The organism is Clostridium tertium (assembly GCF_017873245.1).
GTDB classification, from domain to species: Bacteria; Bacillota; Clostridia; order Clostridiales; family Clostridiaceae; genus Clostridium; species Clostridium tertium.
This window is the reverse complement of record NZ_JAGGJY010000022.1, coordinates 1-23663: the sequence shown is the minus strand read 5'-3', so window position 1 is coordinate 23663 and position 23663 is coordinate 1. Positions and strand designations below refer to the sequence as shown.

The following is a 23663-nucleotide window of genomic DNA, read 5'->3' as shown; positions in this document are numbered from 1 at the left end:
TAAAAGCTTATGAAGATAACTAGTAAAACTTTTATAATTTTACTAGCTATCTTTTAAATATATAATGTGCCCAATTAGATATTTTTTATCTTTCAATGCTCCAATTATAGTTTCATAATAATAAAATTATTTTTTAATTATTCCTCATTTTATAGGCTACTTTAAATAAATCCGTAGTTATTTTTTACTGTTATATTAGAAGTATTCTCTTTCTCAAAATAAATTCCATTAGAATAAGTATCTACATATTCTATTCTTTCATTATTTTCTACTACTACGTCTTTGGCCTTAACTATTTCTATAGTTCCTTGATAATACTCATCATAGATTGGTAATTCATTTTGACTTGAGCCGTAAACTCTTCCATTAAAGGTTTCTGTATTAGGATTTATTATAGTATTGTTTAAAATAAAAATATCTGAGCATGAAAATAAGTAAAAAGCCAGTCTCGGACAATCTATTATAGTGTTATTTTCGAAAATTATATTATTAAATATTGGATAATTACATCTTCCATCTGGAAGATACACTCCCATATATATGACAGCCATAATCCACCTGTTTAAATCACAGCTTTCTATAAAGTTATTTCCCTCTATTAGCCCATTAGAGCCATGAATTAAAATTCCTCTCGCTCTATTTGAATGAAACTTATTGTTTCTTATAATATAGTTTTCAGTACAATATCTTCTGTTAAAAATAATAGTTTTTTCATTTAAAATTTCTGAAACTTTATCTTCAAGTTCAATAATACAGGTTACTTCTTCTTCATTATATTTTACAGACTTAACTTTTGAAGAATATCCAGTTTCAAAATTTATATTTATATTTGCAGAATGTAACATAAGCCAATGACACTTTTAATATCATTGGCTTAATATAAATCTTTTATAAACTTCTATTTATTTTGGTTATCCATATATACTGTTCAAATTACAATAAGTAAAAAAACTAGTTTTCAATTTAGTGCTAAGATAAATCAGTTCAATTTATTATTGCAATTTAGAAACTACTTTTATTAATAAGGAATAATAGGTATATAAAGATCAGCAACAAGTTTACCTTGATTATAATAATAATATTCAATATCATCAATGTTTCGATGTTTATATTTTGATTCACTAAGCCATACTGAATATATATAATCCCAAGTTTTTTGTACACTTTCTGTTATTGGTCCTATGACTCTAAAAACTGCATAAAGTGATGGTTCTAATCTATATATCACCATATCATCTGGAACATATTCTATAGAATTAACTTCATGACCTATCATATAATCAAATGCATCTTCTTCAGAAAATATACAAATTCCCATGATTTCATCAGCACACTTATTATTTATTATCTTTCCACTTTCTTTCTCATTATTCCACTTTTGCCACAATAATGGTATGTCTTGCAAATTGCTTCCATCTGCCTTTACCTTCCACTTCTTTCCTACTACATATCTTTCAGAAAGATTACGATACAAAGGAGTTAATCCTTCTGTAGTTAGTTTTAATTGAAACATCATATAATCAACATTTATTGGTTCTCTTATAAAATAAAGTAAATTATCTCGTCTTACCTCTGAAGGATTTCTTCCATAAACTTTTTCAAAAGCCCTACTAAATCCCTCTCTTGATTCGTAGCCATATTTTATACCTATTTCTACAATAGACTTATTTGTATATACCAATTCTTTTGCAGCTTCTGTAAATCTTCTCTTTCTAACGTAATTCTTTATTGAATCTCCCACTATACCTTTAAAAATACGGTGAAAATGATAAAGAGAATATCCCGCTTCTTTTGCGATTGCAGATAAATCAATATCTTCTAGCAAATTGTTTTCAATATAATTTAATGCTTTCTTTATGGAATTTATATAACACATATCCATCACCTTATTTTAAACTATTAATAACCTTATCAAAATCCTCAGGTACTTTTATTTTATCATTCCTTTGAACATAATTATATAAATCCTTAAAGTTATTATCAACATTCATGGCAAGCCTAGATAAATGATCCATTACTTCATAGTCTTTCTGTGTCCATTCTTCTATTGGCATACTTTTATATCCTTCCCACATATCCCATGGCTGCATTTCTAGCTTTAGTAGTGAATTAGCATCTAAGATTAAATTACATCTTAAATAATCATATCCCCACCATTTAAAAATCCCAAACAACTCAGGTTCAATTAAGCCTTCTCGGCACATCATCCAAGCTCTTGGCCCTGTTATGAAATACTCTTTGCTTATATCTAGAGGGTCAAAAGTCACTTTTAATTTATCTATCTGGATGTCATCTAGTTGTGCATCCACCATTACCCACCTTTTCTTATCTTCATTCCAATATTCAATAACCCAATGATCAATATATTTGCCTTTTTCTAAATAACTTGCAAAGCCACACCTTGCTCTAGCGGGAATACCTGCCTTCCTGAAAAGTGCAACTGCTGCTAAAGTAAAATCACGACATATCCCTATCATTTTATTTACATTTTGATTTTTATTAGATATATGATTATATCCAATATTTTTTAAAAAAATCAGTTTATCTTCAAACCTTCGTACAAATGGCTCTTCCTTTCTTTTATCGCTAAGCTTCACTCCATAAGCCTCACTCCAATGTTGATGGAGCAATATATTTTGTACATAAGATATAATAGTTTTTATATCCTTTGGTATATTGGTAACCATATCTTTCATGGTTTTTATTTCTGTCATAATACCATGCTCTTGATAAAATCTAAGATTATTTTTCATTATAATAATCACTCCTATCATTTTAATAAATCAGAATAGTTTTAAGACTATTTCTCTTCTACTTTAATGCAATTATACTATTCTTATAATTATATTGAGTGATATTTTGTGCTTTTTTAATAATAAAAAATTACTATTATTATGAACCTGCTAAATTAATTTTTTTAGATTTATAGAAGGTTATCATACTATTACCTATAACTTTTTCATGATATTTTGTAATACTAAATTAGCTAACGAACTCTATTTATTCCTCCAATCCGAATAAATAGAGTTCTGTTTAAACAAAATTAACTATTAACATTTCTCTTAAAAGTATAATATGTTCCTCCAAAGTAACATATATAAATTCCAAGCATTAAAACAATTCCAGTAACTATACTTAAAATAAATGTAATATCACCAATATAGATGCTAATTATATCTTTATAAATCAGATAATAGTTATATATAAAAATTACAACTCCAATCATGGCTATAGCAATAGGGATTATAAAATACAATGAAATTTGCTTTAATATAATCTTACTTATTTCCTTATCTTCAACACCTAATCTTTTTAGCACACTAAATCTATCTTTATGCTCAATAGAATCAACAAGCTGACTAAGTGATAAAACAGTTAAGCTTATCATAAGTAGTACTACACCTAAATATATTCCAAGAATTCTCATAGCTAAAGTCATATTTAAGATATTATTAGTTTCTGATGATTTTATTCTTACTCTAACTACACTAGATGATATATCATATTTTTCACTATATTTTTTAACGAATTCATCATTGCTTTTTCTAAACCACTTATTAACATACTTATATTGAAAATCATCAGCCTCTTCATAACTCATCTTATTATTAATATTAGCTACAAAATTTTTTTCTGCAAAAGTAAGCTTATTGCATACTTTATCTGGTAAAATTATAATATAGTTTGCATAAAATCCATAAAGACCTTCTCCAATAGATTCTTTATAGTATGAATTTTCACTAAGATTTAATTCTTCTCCATTAATATTCAAGTTAGAATATCCTTTAATATAATTACTTATTTCTTCATCATTGACTGCACTATGCTATTGAGTTGTAAACTCATTATCCTTAAGCTCTATTTCATCATACCCTAGCATGCTTCTTAATTTATTAAAATCACTTAATCTTAAAGCTATAGTTGAAACACCATTTTTATCTTTGTTATAAAAATCATCTTTATTTATAAAATACTTTTCTACCTCACAATAACTATTTGCATCATAACTCTTGGCATTTAAATAATCTATAATCTCACTGTAATCTAATTGAGGTACATCTTTAATATCAGTTATATTATTTTCCGTTAAAAATCCACTGCTATAATTATTTCTTATTTCTACATCATAAGGAACTCTCATATCTAAATATTCTAGCGCCTACTGAGCCATTACAAGTGTAATTATAAAACTTATCATTGCTCCTAAAAATGTCATTGCTATGGTAGCCATTAGTATTGGAGCTGACTTTATTTTAGATACTAATGTTACTATTAAAAATAAATTTGTTCCTTCATACTTGAAATTAATATACTTATGAATTAACTGATAAAATTAGCATAATAACTTATTATATCCATAATAAAGTAAAAAAGTAGTATTAGGAATTTATATAACTTGCCTAATACTACTTTTAATTTATTTAAAATGTTTATCAATTACATTAATATATAAAATATAAAAATTGTAGCGCCGACTATAAATTCGAAGTTACTATTTTTATAACATACTCTTAATCTACATTGCAGTCAATCCACCATCGATAACAAATTCCGATCCTGTTGAATAACTTGATTCATCTGAAGCAAGATAAAGTACTAGGTTTGAAACTTCTTCAGATTTAGCCATTCTTCTAATTGGAATTTGTTTAGAAAGTTTCTTAATTACCTCATATGAATCTCCTTCAGTAACCATCGGTGTTTCTATTACACCTGGATGTACTGAATTTACTCTAATTCCAAGTGGTGACAATTGAATTGCCGCTGCCTTTGTCATTCCACGAACTGCAAATTTTGTATCTGTATAACCAATTGCCCCACCCACTAATCCATTCATAGATGAAATATTTACTATTGAACCATTTCCTGATTTCTTCATAGAAGCCGCTACTGCCTTAGTCCCAAGAAAAACAGATACTTGATTTATATCTACAATTTTTCTATATTCATCTTCAGTAATTTCTAATAAAGGTTTATTTATACTTATACCAGCATTATTCACTAAAATATTAACTTGTCCAAATATTTTTTCAGTATCCTCTACAACCTTTTCCCAACTAGCGGCATCTGTAACATCTTGTTTTATAAATTTTACATTACCACCTATTTCTTTCTCTAGTATTCTACCTTGTTCTTCATTTAAGTCAGTAAAGACAACTTTTGCACCTTCACTTGCAAATAAACGTACATGGGATGCTCCCATGCCTCTTGCTCCACCAGTAATAATTGCCACTTTATTTTTTAAACGTTCCATTTATAATTTCTCCTTAACTAAATTTTTTATTTATATCATATTCATTAATTCATATCCATTTTTAGATATTACAATTTTTGAATTGAACCTACAGGATAATTATTGCTTTTTAATAAATATCATCCTGTAATTATATATTTTCTTTCTTACTAACAATATTTAGTTAGTTCAGCTTAAAGTATCTATAAGCTTATAACTAACACCAATATAAAAGAAGATTAATAAACTGTAGATTGGTCAATCACATAAATGTGAACAACAACCCTAAGGTTTTTTATTCTTTCTTTCCTATCTTAGATTATAAAATGCTAATTATTTTTAGACTTTTAAGAAACAAATAGATTTGCTAAAAGAGCACCATATATAATAGATACATATTTATTAGAAGTTATTGGACATGTTCCACTGGCACATCCAATTTTTTTATAGTATATATATCCTAATAAAGCACCAATAATTGAAGCAATAATATATTTTCCCATAATTAAAAATCTCCTTATTATAAAAGTATTTGTTATATCTAATATTAAGGTAAAAATAAATTTTTATATGTAACTTAGTCACTGAAATATATATTAAATTAAGTTATTATAATTTATATAATAAGCATGTATTTATTTTACTAAAAATAAACTATAACATTTCATTTAGTAAAGGAGACTATAAATGAATAATCATAAATTTGATGTAAAAAAATTAAGTAAACTAAATAATCCTGAAAGATTAAGTTTAATTGATTTAGATAAAATTATAGAAGAATTACAATTACCTAAAGATAGTACAATTGTAGATATTGGTATAGGTACTGGTATATTTTCTGAAGCCTTTTTAAGTAAATTACCAAATTCTAAGGGATTAGGATTTGATATTTCTGAAGATATGATTAAATGGGTAAAGGAAAATAGAAAGGATGCCTCAACTGGAAGGCTATCCATAGCAATAATGAGTGAAAATGAAATACCTTTAGCTGAAAATACTGCTGACTTAGTTTTTATGATCACAGTTCATCATGAACTAAAGGATCCTGTAAGTTTATTAAAAGATGCAAAAAGAGTTTTAAAAAATGATGGTAAGCTTTTAATTTGTGATTGGAAAGAGGGAGTTCATAAACACTTTGTAACAAAGGAAAGTATATTAGAAGACTTGGACTCGTCAGGATTTAAAAACATTAAAGAATTAAATAACTCAAATAAATTAATTTCTTTAATTGCCACTAAGTAGTTTTATTATATTAGATCTATGGAAATAGTATTTAAATATTATTTCCATAGCTTTATTTGTAAATTTAAGAGCGACTAGATAATTTTGTGTAGTTTTTATTTTTATTGTTTTTTATATTACTGGAAATTTTTATTTCCAGTAATATTTTTTTATCTAATTTGGTACATACAGTTTCATATTTTTTTATGATCTGTGGCTCAAGTTTTACATTTTTTAATTTCTTCATTGTAATCAAAGTTAATATCAATTCTATTGGTCATAATAATTTCGCCTATATTTGTATGGTATATTATTCCATTACACTATTTTCTCTTTACTGGAATCCAAACTTCACAATAGTAATTTTCATCTGAAATCCCTTTTTCATACTCACTTGGATCACTATACATTTCTACATTATAACCTGCAGCAATCTCATAATCTCTACAGTTTGGTAACCACTCTGAAAATATTTTCTTATTAGTTTCTTGAATTGATGTTTTTCCTTGTCCATAACAAGGGAAAATAGCCCAAGTAAACTTAGGAATTGTTTTAACTATATACCCTTCCAAGCCTTCCTTCTCTTTACAATAATCCTCTGCAATAAGGTACTCAAATTCATTACCGCCCATTTCCTCATCAATGTTAATACCATACATTCCGCATATATCCTTTAGCTTTCCTTGTGAAATATGCTCTTTCCAGAATAAAGGTACCTCTGTAAATGCTGTATCATATTTAAATTTCTTAGATGCTCCTATAACCTTAAATGAATCCTTCTCAACTATTTTATACTCCATGATATATCCACCTTCCAATGAAAATTTAATTTTAAGGGCAACAAATGACTTTATCATAGCACCCTCTTTACGAACTGCAGATGGTGTAACCCCATGAAATCGTGTAAAAGCTTTAGTAAAGCTATCTGGAGAATCATATCCATACTTTATTGCAATATCTATTATTTTTTCATTACTAGATAAGACTTCACTGCCGGCAAGTGCAAGTCTTCTTCGCTTAATGTATTCACTTACAGAATAGCCACATAACATTCCAAATCCCTTTTGAAAATAAAAAGGTGAAATATTTACTCTATCTGCAATTTCTTTAATAGATAAATCCTCTGTAATATTTTCTTCAATATAAGAAATAGCTTCTCTAATACTTTCAATCCATTCCATAATTTTAACCCCTTTCAATTCGTTAATCTAATCTTATCATCATTAAAGATTGACATCCCGACTTTTTAAGCTTTCATTTGTCCTATAATTATTATATCAAAAAGTGAATACGATAATTATCTTATAACAGGTATCTCGTATAATATTGAATTAATTTTCCAATTAAAATCTATTAATTAATCTATCTTTTTAGCTTACATAACGGTGTTTTTACTTATAAAAATAGTCTTAACCATTAATTTCACTTGTAAAAATAGTCTTAACCATTAATTTTACTTGATTAAGACTACTTTTCTTATTTATGATAGTTTCCAGTATCAGTAGAAAGTCATTTATTACTCTAATTTTATATAATGTGATTTTTTATTACGTTTAGAACAATTTCTTTTTACTATTGGTAAATTCTCAGGAACTATTTCCCATTGGTATTTTTTAAAATAGCTCACTTTGCTCCTCCTAGTCATTCAATTTTTAGGATTTGCAAAGGCTATTTCATTACATTTTTATAATAATGCAATAGCCTCTGCTATGCATTAAAAATATCTCTTGTCATAAACAGTTCCTCCTGTATCTTTTCTATATAAATTTTATCATCTCAATATAGTGCATAAAACCTCATTCTTATTTCATAAATAAAAATGAGCCAATATCATAATGACTCATTATTTTAAAATGAAATGTTATTTATTTATGGTATAGTTCTCCGTATTATAAATAAGTTTCTATACTTTTATTCTTCTGTACATATTCTACACGATCTCACTCTTACATATATTCGTAAACATTAATTGATTTCTATTTATTATTTGAGTTTTTTTCTGAATACTTTACCCATGTATAGAATATAAGAATTATTCCTATAATAAGGCATCCACCACTGATAGCTTCAATAAATCCTGAGAAAAATTGTTGATAAGCTTTTGCATCAGGTTGCCATATAACAGAATAAATTGCTGTAATAAATGATATTAATATGGCACATAAAGCCCCAACCAAGGATTCATTTCTTTTCAATTTTTGAATCTCATTAAGTAATGAGTTTATAGTTTTATTGCTTTCTACCTCTACATTTTCTTCTTCAATATATTCACCCTTTAATAATTCACTCATTGAAACCTCCAATACTTTACTTATCTTCTCAAATAATAAACTATCTGGTAGACACTTACCACACTCCCATTTTGAAACTGCTTTATCAGTTACATTTAGATATTCTCCAAGTTCTGCCTGCGTAAGTTTTTTCTTTTTTCTAGCATCTGCTATAAATCTTCCGATTTTTTTTGTATCCATGATTACACCACCTTTAATAGTATAATAATTCCAAAGTCACTATATTGAAACCCACCATAAGTAGAACTGGTAGAGTAAAAGTAGAATATTACAAGTTTAATAAAAAACTCATTTATGATACGATTCTACGCACAATTTAAAATACTCATATATGTCAATAGATTGATAATGATACTTGTAACTTAAATTTATTCTAAAATCATTTTTTCAAACTCATTATTATTTAAATTTTTGACCAATTTAACTCATATATTTTTTCTATTATAATTATAAATATTTCAATTCTAAGTTTTAATATATATTTTCATAAAAAATAAGCAGTAAAATTTGCTTAACATCTACTGCTTATTATTAAAATTCATATTTAACCAATTAGGACAATTTCTATCTTCCCAAATTATTTCTCCATTGTTAACAACCATTACCAACTTAAACATTTCAGTATTATCATATATATTAATTTTATCACATATATTAATTACTTTATTTAAATTTGCTAATGAATCACCATATCTTCTTTCTATAGCTTCATCTGGTATACCATGACCACCTTTACTCACTCGTATTGCAACTCTTTCTTTAGCAATATCAATGCTTTCAACTCCTATATAATTCATAGTAACATAAAACCCTTTTTCCTTCGCTAGTTTTATATTCCTAATTATACTCTTCCCTGATAAAGTAGTTTCTTGATTAAATGATATACCTTCAAGTATATATTTTTTTATTAATTTTACAGCTTCCCTTGCACATTTAATTTGGATATTATTATCTTGCCAAGAGCCTATTCTTGCAACCATTTCATCATGTTTATTCTTTTCTCATTCATATTTTCATTATAATAAATAGATTTATATATAGAAGTTTTTCCTGCTCCATTAACTCCAGCAAATATAGTGTAATTTTTCATATTACTTACCTATAACTTTCATTTGTTCTCGTTGTAATATGATGTTGGATAAATTTGCATAAAAATCTTGTTCTTCTTTACTTTTTGAGCTTTGAAGTAATTTCATAATATCATTATAGGAATATTTTGTGAAAATATCATATAAATTAATATCCTTATTTTTCATATAAAGTACCTCCTAGAAGAAAGTTATTTATATAATATTATATACCGAATTCATCAAATAATAAACATACTCTCTTTTAAATTACCTACTAATTTTTATTCTCCACAGATATACTTCTCTTTATATCTTGTAAATGATTTTTTTAAATTTTAAATGTTTTGAATAAAATTTAAAATGACTTTTTATATTTTTTAAAGTAGGCTGAACTTGAAAAAATAAAATAAACACCAAAAACTATAAAAAATACTGCGGAAAAATATAGTTTCCCAATTAAATGCCATATTCCTATAGCTAACCATAGAACGCCTGCAATTGCATATAATTTCCATGTGATTTTGTTATTTTCTGCTTCACTTTTACATTTACCATACTTTTTTATTCGCTTAATTCTAGAGTTATATGCTAAGTAAGGCATAAAATTAAAGATAAATATGAAAATATCAATTACTAATAACGCTAAGATAATCAGAAATATAGGTCTTATTGCTATTGCAGAAATAACTAACAAGCTTATCAATACTATAGCTATTATTAAAGAATAAATTGTTCCCATTCTTATTTGATCTCTTACACGTGTATATTTATCTATTTCCGATTTACTATCACTATAAATAGGCTTAGTCCCAGCTTTTGCTAAAAAAATATGCATTTGGTTATTGACAGAAAGAACAAGCTCCCAGCCTGCTTCTTTGAATATGGTAAAATACTCTCCATCGGCATCCAATTGATAATCTAAACTATACACTATATTTTGAGGCTTATCTTTTCTTAGTTTATAGAAAAAACCTCCTACTATGTCTTCCAGTATCCAACCTTCCTTTGCATAATTTCTTAGTTTTTCCATATCACTTTCTTCACTAAAAGCAAGACCATTAATCATTATATATTTACTTTTCAAGAATATCACCCTTTCCTAATCCAAAAAATTTTCAGCAAATTTAACCATCTGTTTTTTACGCTCAATCTCTTTTATTAGCATCTCTCGTCCTTTATTTGTTATTTTATATACTTTTTTATTATCATCTGTGTCAGAGCTTAACTCCACTAAATCTGCTGATAAAAGCTTTTTTAGTGTTGTATAAAGTGATGCAGGACCAATAGTAACTTCATTATTAGTAAACTTCTCAATAGTTTTCATAATTAGGTATCCGTGCTTTTCCTCAATAACACTAGATAAAATATAAAAAGCAGAATCTGTTAGTTCCCCAATATCAATAGAATCTTTTCTTGGCATAAAATTCTCCTTTCTATTATATATATCATTTATTGATATATCATTAAATATAATATATCAATAAATGATATAGTTGTCAAATATTCACATATATTATCTTTGTAAAATTATAAAAATAATTATAATGAAGCTTTCTCTTCTTAGTTCCATAAGCTAATTTATTAATAGTTATTAAAATCACCATGCCAGCTCCACACTTAGGATATATTAGTATTTCTGTTAGTAGATATTCTACATCATATATTCTTGATGATTTTCTTTATAAACCTTTTTCTTTATAAACCTTTTTCATTATACTTTTCTCCCTTCTAAATAAAAAAAACTCTTACCTGTACATATAAATACAAGTAAGAGTTTTACCAAATTTAGCTTTTATAGAATACTAGTTAATTATAATATATATTTATAATTCAACTTCATATATTTAAATCATATATCCATAACAATAAACTTATGTAGTTTAGTAACTATTAAAAGCTAAAACATATTTTAACTAATGTTTATACTAAATATAATCTATTTGTCACATTTAATGATTATAATTAATTATTAAAGTTGTTTATTCTTTTCTAAAACCAAGATATACTGACTAAGCTTCATTTTCTATTACTCACACACATTAATTATAATTTTTCCTATATTATGATTACCTTCCATATGTAAATGTGCCTTTCCAATGTCCTCTAAAGAAAACTTAGTATCAATAATAGGTCTTATTTTTTTATCTTCAAAGTACGATATTATATTTTCAGAAAACTCCTTTGTTAAAATAGCTTTATATTCATTACTTCTTGGAGTTAATAAAGTTCCTGTAAATTGAATACACTTTGACATAATTGATAGTAAATTTACTTTTTCAACCTCTGCTCCACCTAGTATACCAATAAGAACCCATCTTCCTTCTTTTTTAATACTAGCTAAGTTTTTATTCCAATAATCAGCTCCAATAAAATCTAAAATTAAATCTACACCTTTACCATTTGTTGCTTTTAAAACTTCTTTATCAAATGATTGTTCTTTATAATTTATAAGAACATCTGCTCCAAGTTCCCTACAAAAATCTAGTTTCCTTTTAGAACCAGCAGTAACAATGACTTTTGCATCACTAATATGTTTTGCCAATTGAATTGCTGCTGTTCCAACACCACTTGCACCTGCATGAATTAAAACAGTTTCATTTTTTTTAAGTTTACCAAGCCAAAATAATGTCTGATATGCAGTTAAAAATACTTCTGGAATTGCAGCTGCTTCATCAAATGATAAAGAATTAGGAATTTTTATAGCTCTATCTGATGGCATTACAGCAAATTCAGCATAACCACCACCATTAACTAATCCCATTACTCTATCTCCTATAGAAAAAGAGCTTTCCCCACTTATTTCAGTAACCACTCCTGAAATCTCCACTCCTAAAATAGGATTTTCAAGATAACCTACTTTTCCCTCTCTTGTTATAATATCTGTACGATTAACTGCTGCAGAATGTACTTTTATAAGTAATTCCCCTTCTTTTATTTTAGGTATATTCATATCAACAACCTCAAGTTGCTCATAACCTCCTGGTTTTTTTACAATAACACTTTTCATAAATAACACTTCCTATATTACTATTATTCTTGCCTTTATTTAAGTTACTTAAGTAAGTAATTTTCACTAAATATATTTATATATTATAATAGTAAATTAATATTATCAAGATACCGTTCTTTTATTTGCTATACTTACTAATAGTCTAGATATAAAAATTCTATACCTGAATCATTCTTTAATATTATCTATATATTTTATTAAAACCTTAAGATTATTTTATATGAAATGTAAAAATCGCACTTATTACTGATACGGTTCAAAGTAAATTATTCTAAATCTTCTCTTACTTAACCACAACCTCAAACCACTTCTCCCCACTACCAATTTCATTCCTACTCCTATCTACCGCTACAATTCTTAAGTTTGATGTATTATCTAGTCTCAACTTTTCTTTATATTCATTTATTACTGTTCTTGAGTTGAAGTGGCTTCCATCTACATAATGAAGTATGCATAAAGTTTTATTATAATCTTCTATTAATTCTCTAAATAATCCATTTATATGTCCATCATCACAATTGAAGGCAAATCCGCATACGCAAATAATATCTGATTCTTTAAACTTATTAAACATATCTACGTATCTTTTAGACATCTTAACAGAAGTTAATGGTTTTATACCACTTTGGGTAAATAAGAAAGGGACTATTATATGATTTTTCTCCTTGTTTTCATCAAAGGATATTATTTTATTTAAATATGGATCATAGTAATCATTTATACATCCATTTAGGTAATACACCTCTTCCTTAGTTATATCTTCTATAAATGAGTTATAGTTTGTTGTTCCTATTGCATTTATATCTACAAATTCTTTTAGATATAAAACATCATGATAGTATCCATTACCTTCTTTTATTTTCTCTGTATTACTTTTAGCTATTGATTCTATATATCTTTTTACTGTATATAAAAATATAACTATTTTATTGAATTTACCCCAATCTGTTTTAGGACTATAAATGTATCTCCAATTAGAATCAATTAATGTTTGATAATCTAATGCTCTTGAATATATATCTTCTAATATCTGCAATCCAAATTTAGTTATTTTCTCTTCATTATTGTAGTGTTCTTTAATATCTAAGTCCTCATTTTCTATTAATAGTTCTAGGCCCTTCATACCTGTGTTTGTATAATCTAATGTAAATATTGCTCCAAGATCATCAAATAAATCTATGCTTTCTGGACTATCATAAAAAATTCCATCATTTAACCTATGTATTAAATCTTCACCTAATGATCCTATTAATAATTCAAGTATTGCCCTTGTTATATTTCTTATATTTAACTTAAATTGATAACTTACTTTTTCTATTTCTAAAAGTTTTAAAAATGCTGAAAAATAGTTACTTCCAAAAAGTGAGTTATTACCTCCTAGTAACGGATTTAACTTTATTATATGAGAATAATTGTAGGATCCTAATTCTAAAGCTGTTATATCTAAAAATACTTTATCAATATCAAGTCCATTATTATATAACTTTTGTGATATTAAGTTAACCTTTTCATCAAAGTTATTTAAGTAATCTAAAATATTGTTTCTTTTGTTTTCTAAACTACCTTTTACTATTGATTCATATTGTGTCTTTGTAAAAGCAGTTAGTTTTTTATTATCAAAACCTTCTGGCAACCACCTTGCATAATTTGATTGCTTATCAACATTATTTAATTGTTCTTTTAAATTTATCTTATCATCACTAGTATTCATTCTAAAAATATCAAGTGCGAACTTTCCTCCTGATGGTAGCCCATATGAACATTCCGCACCAGCTCCAAAAAACAAAGAAATCTTAGTCATAATCCTCCCCCTTTAATAACACTCTTTATGGCAATTATAACATAAATTACATTTATTAACATAATATTAAACTTATAAAATGCATATTAAACTCTCCATTCTATAATAAGCAAATCCTCATGTTGTTTACTATCTAAATAACTACTATGATAAATGACTACAGGATTAATTTATTTAATATGGTTTAAATAAGTCCTAAATAATCAATTGATATTTTATTTGAACCAACCTCATTTACTCACTATAGATTCTTCTTATATAAGTAAAAATTCAAACTATACATTTTTTTATTTTCAAATTTAAATTAGATAATTCATGTAAAAGTCTTGCTCTTCTTTTATCTTACATTAGTAAAACCATTTTTATCTCCTCACTAAATTCTCTATAGCTAATTTTTTGGCTAATCAATTACATTAATATAAATCAATTTACAATTATTGTATATAATTATAACTTAGTTTATTGCTTTGGTAAATCATTTGATTTTATTGAGAAATAAAAAATACTGCATATTAATTTCTTAATAATACAGTATTTTTATAGTCTTACAGTATAGTCTATCTAATTTATTCAAACGATAATGCTACTTCACCATCACCAACTATTGCTATTATTCTTTTTGGTTCAATATAATTTAGATAAAATTTAGTGTTATATGGAATTGCGCTAATAAATTCAATATTCATTTCTTCATCAAGAATCATCATTTTAGTAGGAACGTTAGTGAGTAGTGTTACACCTATATTAACATTAGTTGTATTATCAAATTTATAAAAACCCTCTGTATAGGTTTTTGAAACAGTTGGTACAGGTTCAGCATAACTAGATGTTGCACTTGCACTAATACTGTTATTTAATGATATAAGTATTATTAGTGCTAAAAATATTTTTTTTATCATCATTTGTATTCTCCTTTGTTTTCTTTTAGTTTTTGATAAAAAAAAATTTTTATGCTTATAATGTTGATTTTTAATATTAATTTAGTTCGTCATTTAGAAAAAAGTAGACTAACTATATTAAAGAAAGTATATATTGTCATTATTCCTTCAAAACTTTATATTGAATCTAAGAATTTTGGTTTTCAAGAGACATTCTTCATTGTTACTCGTCCATATTTCAAAATCTAAATTACCTATTGATTATTATATTTATATATACTGTTTGACATTAAAACAAAACATATAATATAATCTCATTGTTATAGTATCATTTATATAAAACATGGACTATTATTGCTATTCTTGCATTTGAATAGTATTTTCAAATAGACATAAAAATTGTAATTTACTATGCAAGTTTTTATCTTAAATAATTAAAACGTTGTTTTACTAATAAAACTAAATACAATTTACAAATAGGAGGAAAAAGTTATGCATCAAGGCCAAGAAAAATTTTTAGGTTTTATTTTAGAAAGAGTTCAAGAAGGTAAAGTTGATGAAGCAAAAGTATTACTTGCTGAAAGCTTTAAAAAACAATCAGAAGGTACTTTTTCACATGAATATATTATGGAATTCATCCCTAAGATGATTGCTTTATTAAAGCCAGAAAAAGTTGAAGAAGTTAAAGCTATTATGCAACAATTTGCTCAAAATCTAAATAAATAGGATAATTAAAAATATTAAAAATATGATAATTCTAAAGATATAGTTATAGAATAATACCATATTTTAAATGCACAGTAATAAAATAATATAGTATTTTATCTTAAAATCAATGAATAGCATATGATAAAAGCACCAAATAAGAATTTACATCTTGCTAGGTGCTTTTTACTTATAAAGTAACAAAATCAATTAGTAATTGTAATTTTAATACATTTACTACTTAATCTTATATGCAATTTATTCAAATGGATAAAATAAACCTATTTGATTTCTTACTTCATCCATTATTTTAGCTAGCCCTAATGTAAAATCATGAGATGCCACATTACTTTCTAAAGACTTCTTTATAATACAACTATTTGCTTCTTCAATTTCATACTTGTATCCAGCTTCTTCATATTTATCTATATACTTTTCATTAGCATATTCATTATATAAATATGCTTCTTTTGACATCCAAAAGGTTGGTATAACTATTTTTCCTTTTTCTCCATATATAACTGCTGTATTATCTGTATCAACTGCTATTGAGCATGTTAAAGAAGCCAATATTCCATCTTCATACTTTAAATTAATAATATCACTTTCATCTACATTAGTATTTGTATATTCAGCACTTGCCTTTATTTCTTTTGGAAAACCATTTGATATATAGTTAGAAAATAAAATTGGGTAAATACCAACATCTAATAATGCTCCTCCAGCTAAATTAGGATTATATAATCTTGAATTTACATTATACTTACTCTTAAATCCAAAGTTTGCTGTAATTAATTTAACTTTTCCTATTTTACCTTCTTTAATCCATTTTTTTGCTTGATTTACTGCTGGTAAAAATAAAGTCCAAAGTGCCTCCATTATAAATATATTATTTTCTTTTGCAAGCTCTAAAACTTCTTGTCCAGTTTTAGAATTATATGAAAATGGTTTTTCACATAGTATATGTTTTTTAGCTTCTATACATTTCTTAGCATAATTCATATGGTAATTGTGAGGTGTTGCTATATAAACTGCGTCTATATTATCATCACTTAAAAAGTCATCTATATTAGTATAGTACTTTTCTATATTATACTTCTTCGCAAATTCTTTTGTTCTATCCTCGTTTCTTCCATAAACAGAAGAAAGAATTCCTTCTTTAGTATTATTAACTTCTTTTGCAAAAGCATTGGCTATTGTACCAGGTGCTATAATTCCCCACTTTATCATAAATTGATACTCCTTTCTTTTATTACCATAATTATATAAGACTTATTCTAAGAATATCAAATAAAAAATGGATATATAAGCATGCTTATTTAGTAACATTACTAAATATTAATCTGAACTTATACATTCCACTTAAAAATGAAACTTACTCTTATACTTTTATCGCCGATAACTCATCTCTAATTCTAAACAAGCTATATAATTTTTTATGCTTGATAAAACAATAAAAGGCCATATAAGTTATTAATAACCCATATAGCTTTTTATTACTTGAGAATATTTAAAATATTTTTATACAATTATATTTAGTAATAATTTATTTATTATTCTTTAGCCACATAATTGCACTATATGTATGTATAGCTGCTCCAGTAACTAATATATCTTCGTTAAATGTAACCTTTGGATGATGCATAGGATATCCATACTCAGGGTTTTCTTCTTTAGTTCCTGCTCCTAACATAAAGTACATGCTTGGTACCTTATAAGAATAAGATGCAAAATCTTCTGACCCCATACCTTTTCCGCCTTCAAAGCAATATACTGCTTTTTCTCCTAGAAGATCTTTAATATAAGATGCAATTTCATCGGCTAATTCCTTATCATTATTTAATGGAGGTACAGAGGATAATTCTTCTACTTTAGCTTCACCTCTAAACATTTTTGCAGTCATAGTTGCTACTTCATTTAATCTCTTGAATATAAATTCTCCTATTTCTTTTGATACATTACGTATTGTTCCTTCCATTATAACCTTATCAGGTATTATATTAGGTGCATCTCCGCCTGAAAACTTACCTATAGTTAGAACTGCTGGCTCAGCTGGAGCAATTTCTCTACTTATAATTTCTTGTAGGGATAGATATACATGAGCTGCAATATTAATAGGATCTACTCCAGTTTCAGGCATAGCTCCATGACATCCAACCCCATTTACAGTAATTCTGAATCTTATGCAACCTGCCATACTTGGTCCTGTTGAATATAAAACCATGTTAGATGGACTTCCAGAATGGACATGCATTGCCATTGCTGCATCTACTTTAGGATTTTCTAGAACTCCAGCATCAAGCATTTTTTTCGCGCCCGTAAATCCTTCTTCATCTGGTTGAAAAACTAATTTAATTGTTCCCTCTATTTGATCTTCATATTGCTTAAGTAGCTTAGCAGCACCTAGTAGCATGGCAGTATGAAGATCATGACCACATGCATGCATGTTACCATTATGTGATTTAAATTCACAACTACTTTCTTCACCTACAGGAAGAGAGTCCATGTCTGCTCTTAAAAGAAATGTTTTGCCGGGTTTTTCTCCTTTTATAGTAGCAAGAATTCCACTATCACATATTTCTTTTGGGTCATATCCAAATTCCCTAAGTTTTCCCATTACAAATTTTGTAGTTTCAGGAAGATGATCACCAACTTCTGGATTTTCATGAATTGTTCTTCTAAACCTTATTATTTCGTTTTTTAGTAGCTTAGCACTTTCTAAAATTTCTTTCATAATATCACCTCGTGTACAGTATTTACATAATTCTATTGACTCATACTTAATTGTTTTAATTGTTACATTGTTATTATTCCAACTAATATTTAGCATTCATATTGCCAAATGTTAGTTGGAATATACTATATAATATCAAAAATTATCATTAAGTTACAGTACACTTTTCTATGCTTATCTTTATTTGGATGTAATTATTTATATATATAAACATTTACATGAATAAATTTTCTTATTCTCAACCTTAAATAAATTTATCATATTAAATTTTATATTTACTGAAATTTCAAATTTGCTATTCTTATTTATTTAAGTTCTAAAAAGCGTTCTATATGGAGGCTTTTAAATCTATGTAAATACTGCTTTTTTTAGTTATTTTAATAAATATGCGTCAATAAAATAAGAAAAGTCCACCATTAACTTGTGGACTTTTTGGCTATACATCTTTTATACTTCTATAAAATTTTCATTTTCATCTACTTTAAATAGTGGAAGTCTTTTTAAAAATATAATGTCATCTCTATTTGATGCATCTCCTTCAGCTAAAATTGCAGCTTTAGCTTTCACTATTCCTCCAACTTTTTCAACTAAGTTTTCAACACTTCTTAAAGATTCACCTGTTGAAATTACATCATCTATTATAGCAACTTTTTTCCCATTAATCTTTTCTAAATCAACTTTATCTAAACATAGAAATTGTTGTTTTTTAGTAGTAATTGAATTCACTTCTTCAGTTATTGGCGAATCCATATAAGATTTAATACTTTTTCTTGCCACTATAAATTCCTTCATTCCTAAAATTTTAGATATTTCATAAGCTAGAGGAATTCCTTTTGCTTCAGCTGTAACAATTATATCTATATCTTTTAACTTTTCTGCTATTGCAGGAGCAACTGTTTGAACTAACTCTGCATCACCTAGTATTACAAAGCTTGCAATTGCTAAATCTTCTTTTATTTTTATTATAGGCAATTCCCTTTTTAATGAAAGTAAATCTAGATTGTATGAACTCATATTAAATTTCCCCCTTAAAATAATACTTGTGCAAATCTTGTTATAATACCTGCTAGCATTCCAAGGAATGGATCTGTTATTGCTGTAACTCCCATAGTCACTCCCCCAACTAAACTATCTGATCCAGCTAGAGCACTAGCTGCATTTCCAGGTAATGTAACTAATATACCTAATACAAATAAAAATCCACTAATTGATTGAGATGGCACATATTTACCTATCTTAGGTAATAATCCAAAGAATAAAATTGCTGCCATAATCAACATCATAATTACTCCTGCTGCCAATGGATGTGGTGCACTTCCTGTTGCAGAGATTATAGATTCAACTGGTGCACCACCAAATAATGCTGAACCCATATCTGCAATGCTACTTATAACAGAAAGATGATCTATATTTACATTTGTATTAGCCATACTTCCAGTTATTTGTCCAAATGCAATATTAGATCCAATGTTTAAGCACACCATCCCCAATGCCCCTCTTAATATTCTTAAGTTAAATATAAACTTTTTCTTTTCTATTTTTTCCTTAGGAATTTTAACATTTCTCATTTCCTTATTAAGCATATTAGCAACGATGCTTGAAAGAGCTACTGAAATAGTAATAGTTAAAACTAAATCATTTGTAGCGAAATAAACAATAACTGCACTTACTAATGATACAGCACTTACTTTATTATCACTTTTAAGCATATCCATAGATACTTTGGCAAGCATTATGCCAACACCGGCCATCATTCCTGAAGTAATAGTCGGCCCCACAAAATCTATTATCCTGCTTAAAAATCCGAACATTCCTATAAGTGTCATTATAGCAGCTCCAAAGAATATCATTGATAATCTCTCTTTCATATCTTTACCAGCAGTACCTGCATATGTTATAGTTTCCGCCTGGAATGATATTGGTGCAACTGAACCTGTTATTAAATTACCAATAGCACCTACTAAAAAAGCGAAAGCTGTTGGTATTGATGCAAACCCAAATGTTAATGCTAATAAACCTTGTGGAAGTCCATTTAGAACAACACCTATGATTGCAAGAAAGTCAGTAACAAAGTCTGACATAGTTGTTTTCCCCCTTTGAGTTGCCTACCTATTTCATAGTAATAAATAAATCATCATAGTCAGAACCTTTACGGAGTTCTGGTAGAGACTTTTGGACCATATTACCAAAAATATATGAAGACAGTATTTTTTTCCATAACTATAATAACATTCCTGTCGAATATTTTCAACTATTTTAAAATAATTATTCGTATTATGCTCTAAAAAAATTCTGTTATTTATTTATGTAAAGAAAAAAACAGGTAATTAATTAATACCTGTTTTTTGAATATCTTATTTTGTAGGGGCAGGAAGCTCATCTATTTTAATTCTAAATAAGCTATATGGCTTTTCTCTTAAATCTTTTCCATAATGATAATCAGCTTGTCTATTTAGTTGATTTGCAATAAAATATAAATATTTATCAGGCCCTATAGAAAGTGTATCTGGCCATAAAATTCTTGGATCATGAGCTATAGTTTTCATTGTGCCATCTAGTAAAATAGTCCTAATACTATTATTTTCATAATCACCTGCATATACTGTTCCTTTAACATCAGACATTAATCCATCAGAAGCACCTTTTTCCCCTAGATTTTTAACGTAAGATGATAATACTTCATCTGGAATTGACCTATCCCTTAAAAGTTCTGTTTCAATTGAATATAAATTTCTGCTTGACAATGGACAATAATATATTATCTTTCCATCAGGAGATATAGCAATACCATTTACTGAAAAATTAATTGGTTCTGTTGGCCCATCCTCTTTCCTTTTAAGTAATACTTCTCCTTCAACTTTTGGTATGAAATTTGGATCAGGTACTGTTGATTTATTACCATTTAATCTTCTGAATGCTTTACCTGTCTTTAAATTAAGCATAATAATTGCTCCTTTAATTTATTAATCATTTAACTAAAAATTATTAAAGGACTTACTAAAACTGAGTAAGTCCTTTGTTTAAGTTTCATATTAAGTTCCACAAAATGTTCTATATGGACGATTTGAAGGTTCTGGTAATGTTGAATACTCATCTTGCTCTTTGGAATATGCAAATGGTTTTGAAAGAGCATCTAAAAGTCTATCCATAACTCCATAGTCTTCATTTTTTACTGCAGCATCTAATGCTTCTTCCACTCTATGATTACGTGGTATTATATAAGGATTAGAGCTTTGCATTAATTGTTTAATTGATTCTTTTGTTTCTGATTGCCTTGTTAGTCTTTCTTGCCATAGTTCATTCCATTTACTAAATTCAGATGTGCTAAACATTACAATGCCATCTTTTTTATCAATAGTTAATGCGGCAAATGTATTTGTATAATCTGCACCATATTTATGCATCATGCTTAAAAGATTCTCAATTAATGATTTATCTTCATCTTCTTCATTAAATATTCCAAGTTTGGAGCGCATTCCAGATAACCAATTTTCTTCATATATATTTGCAAATTCTGAAATTGCATTTTGTGCTAAATCAACAGCTTCATCTTGATTAGTATGAATTAATGGTATTAATGTTTCTGCAAATCTTGCAAGGTCCCAAGCTGCAAGTTTAGGTTGATTGCCATATGCATATCTTCCTTGAACATCAATAGAGCTAAATACTGTTTCTGGATCATATACATCCATAAATGCACAAGGTCCATAATCAATTGTTTCTCCACTAATTGTCATATTATCTGTATTCATAACTCCATGAATAAACCCTACCAATTGCCATTTTGCTATAAGCTCTGCTTGCTTTTTTATTACTTCTTTTAAGAAAGCTAAATATTTATTTTCTTCATCAGCAATATAAGGATAATGTCTATTTATAGTGTAATCAGATAATTCCTTAAGCTCATGAATATTTCCGAATCTTGAAGCATATTGGAAAGTACCTACACGTATATGGCTTGATGCAACACGTGTTAATATTGCTCCAGGTAAATAATCTTCACGTATTATTTTTTTACCAGTAGTAACTACTGCTAAACTACGAGTTGTAGGAATTCCTAGTGCAGCCATTGATTCACTTATTATATATTCCCTTAACATTGGTCCTAAAGCAGCTTTTCCATCTCCACCTCTTGAATATGGAGTTCTCCCAGAACCTTTAAGTTGAATATCTAACCGCTCCCCAATAGGAGTTATATGCTCTCCAATTAATACTGCTCTACCATCTCCAAGCATTGTAAAATGTCCAAATTGATGTCCAGCATATGCTTGTGCAAATGGTATTGCTCCTTCTGGAAGTTTATTACCTGCAAGGATTTCTACTCCATCATTACTTTGCAGGAATTTAGAATCTAACCCTAAAGAATTTATTAATGAATAATTTAAAGCAACTAGCTTAGGTAATGGAACACTGCTTGGATCCTGTATAGTGAAAAATATATCTGAAAGCTTTAAATAACTATTATCTAAATTAAACTTAGTATTTTTTACTACTTCTTTTTCTGTCATATTTTCTTCTTTTCCTCCTCATTATATATTTTAATTAATAAATCTATAATTAATTATTAATAGACAAGCTAACTAACTTAATCATCATATTTTAAAATTAATTTGTCTAACTAAATAAAGCATTATAATTAAAATCATGTTTTATTTCATAAAAATTTAATCTTATTTAGTTTTTACCTCTAACTAGTTATTATACTAATTAGATTTAAATTAAA

Annotated in this window: 24 protein-coding genes, 1 pseudogene and 1 riboswitch; of the genes and pseudogenes, 2 read left to right on the top strand and 23 right to left on the bottom strand. The window is 27.1% G+C overall.

What is annotated here, in order from left to right; all coding sequences use genetic code 11:
* Positions 1-161: 161 nt before the first annotated feature.
* The 7 genes from J2Z25_RS17310 to J2Z25_RS17280 form a co-directional block, all read right to left on the bottom strand.
* A complete protein-coding gene (locus J2Z25_RS17310; protein ID WP_209741455.1) occupies positions 162-845 on the bottom strand; it encodes a right-handed parallel beta-helix repeat-containing protein in 684 nt (227 codons plus the stop codon).
* A 173-nt stretch (positions 846-1018) separates the two neighbouring features.
* Complete coding sequence (locus tag J2Z25_RS17305; RefSeq protein ID WP_111927772.1) at positions 1019-1876, bottom strand: AraC family transcriptional regulator; 858 nt, start codon at positions 1874-1876, stop codon at positions 1019-1021.
* A gap of 10 nt (positions 1877-1886) precedes the next feature.
* Positions 1887-2753 (bottom strand): transglutaminase-like domain-containing protein, encoded by an 867-nt coding sequence (locus J2Z25_RS17300; RefSeq protein ID WP_209741454.1) that lies wholly within the window; start codon positions 2751-2753, stop codon positions 1887-1889.
* 290 nt (positions 2754-3043) lie between these two features.
* Positions 3044-3772 carry an ABC transporter permease gene (locus J2Z25_RS17295; RefSeq protein ID WP_111927774.1) on the bottom strand — a complete coding sequence of 243 codons (729 nt, stop codon included), beginning with the start codon at positions 3770-3772 and terminating at the stop codon, positions 3044-3046.
* A 54-nt stretch (positions 3773-3826) separates the two neighbouring features.
* On the bottom strand, positions 3827-4141 hold the full coding sequence (locus J2Z25_RS17290; RefSeq protein ID WP_111927775.1) for a hypothetical protein: 315 nt from the start codon (positions 4139-4141) through the stop codon (positions 3827-3829).
* Positions 4142-4516: 375 nt separating this feature from the next.
* The gene (locus tag J2Z25_RS17285; protein WP_111927776.1) at positions 4517-5251 is read right to left on the bottom strand and encodes an SDR family NAD(P)-dependent oxidoreductase; all 735 of its coding nucleotides are present in this window, start codon (positions 5249-5251) and stop codon (positions 4517-4519) included.
* A gap of 326 nt (positions 5252-5577) precedes the next feature.
* Positions 5578-5733 carry a DUF6132 family protein gene (locus J2Z25_RS17280; RefSeq protein ID WP_008678881.1) on the bottom strand — a complete coding sequence of 52 codons (156 nt, stop codon included), beginning with the start codon at positions 5731-5733 and terminating at the stop codon, positions 5578-5580.
* 184 nt (positions 5734-5917) lie between these two features.
* Here J2Z25_RS17280 and J2Z25_RS17275 point away from each other — a divergent pair, with 184 nt between their 5' ends.
* Positions 5918-6472, top strand: coding sequence for a class I SAM-dependent methyltransferase (locus J2Z25_RS17275; RefSeq protein WP_209741453.1), 555 nt, complete (start codon positions 5918-5920; stop codon positions 6470-6472).
* 64 nt (positions 6473-6536) lie between these two features.
* Here the strand turns inward: J2Z25_RS17275 and J2Z25_RS17270 are convergent, their stop codons facing one another.
* From J2Z25_RS17270 to J2Z25_RS17225, 10 genes and pseudogenes are all read right to left on the bottom strand, one after another.
* Positions 6537-6698, bottom strand: a complete 162-nt coding sequence (locus J2Z25_RS17270; protein ID WP_207635934.1) for a hypothetical protein — start codon at positions 6696-6698, stop codon at positions 6537-6539.
* A gap of 76 nt (positions 6699-6774) precedes the next feature.
* A complete protein-coding gene (locus J2Z25_RS17265; RefSeq protein WP_209741452.1) occupies positions 6775-7632 on the bottom strand; it encodes an AraC family transcriptional regulator in 858 nt (285 codons plus the stop codon).
* Positions 7633-8427: 795 nt separating this feature from the next.
* A complete protein-coding gene (locus J2Z25_RS17260; protein WP_209741451.1) occupies positions 8428-8922 on the bottom strand; it encodes a helix-turn-helix domain-containing protein in 495 nt (164 codons plus the stop codon).
* A 338-nt stretch (positions 8923-9260) separates the two neighbouring features.
* Positions 9261-9832, bottom strand: a pseudogene (locus J2Z25_RS17255) (ATPase).
* A gap of 1 nt (position 9833) precedes the next feature.
* The gene (locus tag J2Z25_RS17250) at positions 9834-9998 is read right to left on the bottom strand and encodes a hypothetical protein (RefSeq protein ID WP_111927780.1); all 165 of its coding nucleotides are present in this window, start codon (positions 9996-9998) and stop codon (positions 9834-9836) included.
* A gap of 169 nt (positions 9999-10167) precedes the next feature.
* A complete protein-coding gene (locus tag J2Z25_RS17245; protein WP_111927781.1) occupies positions 10168-10896 on the bottom strand; it encodes a DUF2812 domain-containing protein in 729 nt (242 codons plus the stop codon).
* 15 nt (positions 10897-10911) lie between these two features.
* Entirely contained in the window at positions 10912-11232 is a 321-nt protein-coding gene (locus J2Z25_RS17240) for a PadR family transcriptional regulator (RefSeq protein WP_111927782.1), read from the bottom strand.
* A 606-nt stretch (positions 11233-11838) separates the two neighbouring features.
* A complete protein-coding gene (locus tag J2Z25_RS17235) occupies positions 11839-12819 on the bottom strand; it encodes an NAD(P)H-quinone oxidoreductase (protein WP_209741450.1) in 981 nt (326 codons plus the stop codon).
* A 286-nt stretch (positions 12820-13105) separates the two neighbouring features.
* A complete protein-coding gene (locus J2Z25_RS17230; RefSeq protein WP_209741449.1) occupies positions 13106-14623 on the bottom strand; it encodes a hypothetical protein in 1518 nt (505 codons plus the stop codon).
* A 566-nt stretch (positions 14624-15189) separates the two neighbouring features.
* Entirely contained in the window at positions 15190-15525 is a 336-nt protein-coding gene (locus tag J2Z25_RS17225) for a hypothetical protein (protein WP_111930701.1), read from the bottom strand.
* Between the two features lie 468 nt (positions 15526-15993).
* Between J2Z25_RS17225 and J2Z25_RS17220 the strand changes: the two genes are divergently transcribed.
* Positions 15994-16227 (top strand): hypothetical protein, encoded by a 234-nt coding sequence (locus tag J2Z25_RS17220; protein WP_111927795.1) that lies wholly within the window; start codon positions 15994-15996, stop codon positions 16225-16227.
* A gap of 237 nt (positions 16228-16464) precedes the next feature.
* Here J2Z25_RS17220 and J2Z25_RS17215 read toward each other — a convergent pair whose 3' ends face one another.
* From J2Z25_RS17215 to J2Z25_RS17190, 6 genes are all read right to left on the bottom strand, one after another.
* Positions 16465-17436: a Gfo/Idh/MocA family protein gene (locus J2Z25_RS17215; RefSeq protein ID WP_209741448.1), complete on the bottom strand. Its 972-nt coding sequence runs from the start codon at positions 17434-17436 to the stop codon at positions 16465-16467.
* Between the two features lie 316 nt (positions 17437-17752).
* Positions 17753-18940: a M20 metallopeptidase family protein gene (locus J2Z25_RS17210; protein WP_111927797.1), complete on the bottom strand. Its 1188-nt coding sequence runs from the start codon at positions 18938-18940 to the stop codon at positions 17753-17755.
* A 447-nt stretch (positions 18941-19387) separates the two neighbouring features.
* Complete coding sequence (locus tag J2Z25_RS17205; RefSeq protein ID WP_209741447.1) at positions 19388-19954, bottom strand: phosphoribosyltransferase family protein; 567 nt, start codon at positions 19952-19954, stop codon at positions 19388-19390.
* A gap of 14 nt (positions 19955-19968) precedes the next feature.
* Positions 19969-21021 carry a guanine permease gene (locus J2Z25_RS17200; RefSeq protein ID WP_008678912.1) on the bottom strand — a complete coding sequence of 351 codons (1053 nt, stop codon included), beginning with the start codon at positions 21019-21021 and terminating at the stop codon, positions 19969-19971.
* Between the two features lie 36 nt (positions 21022-21057).
* A riboswitch (purine riboswitch) is annotated at positions 21058-21159 on the bottom strand.
* A gap of 135 nt (positions 21160-21294) precedes the next feature.
* Positions 21295-21882, bottom strand: a complete 588-nt coding sequence (locus tag J2Z25_RS17195; RefSeq protein ID WP_209741446.1) for an L-dopachrome tautomerase-related protein — start codon at positions 21880-21882, stop codon at positions 21295-21297.
* A gap of 90 nt (positions 21883-21972) precedes the next feature.
* Positions 21973-23448, bottom strand: a complete 1476-nt coding sequence (locus J2Z25_RS17190; protein ID WP_209741445.1) for a protein adenylyltransferase SelO — start codon at positions 23446-23448, stop codon at positions 21973-21975.
* Between the last annotated feature and the right edge of the window lie 215 nt (positions 23449-23663).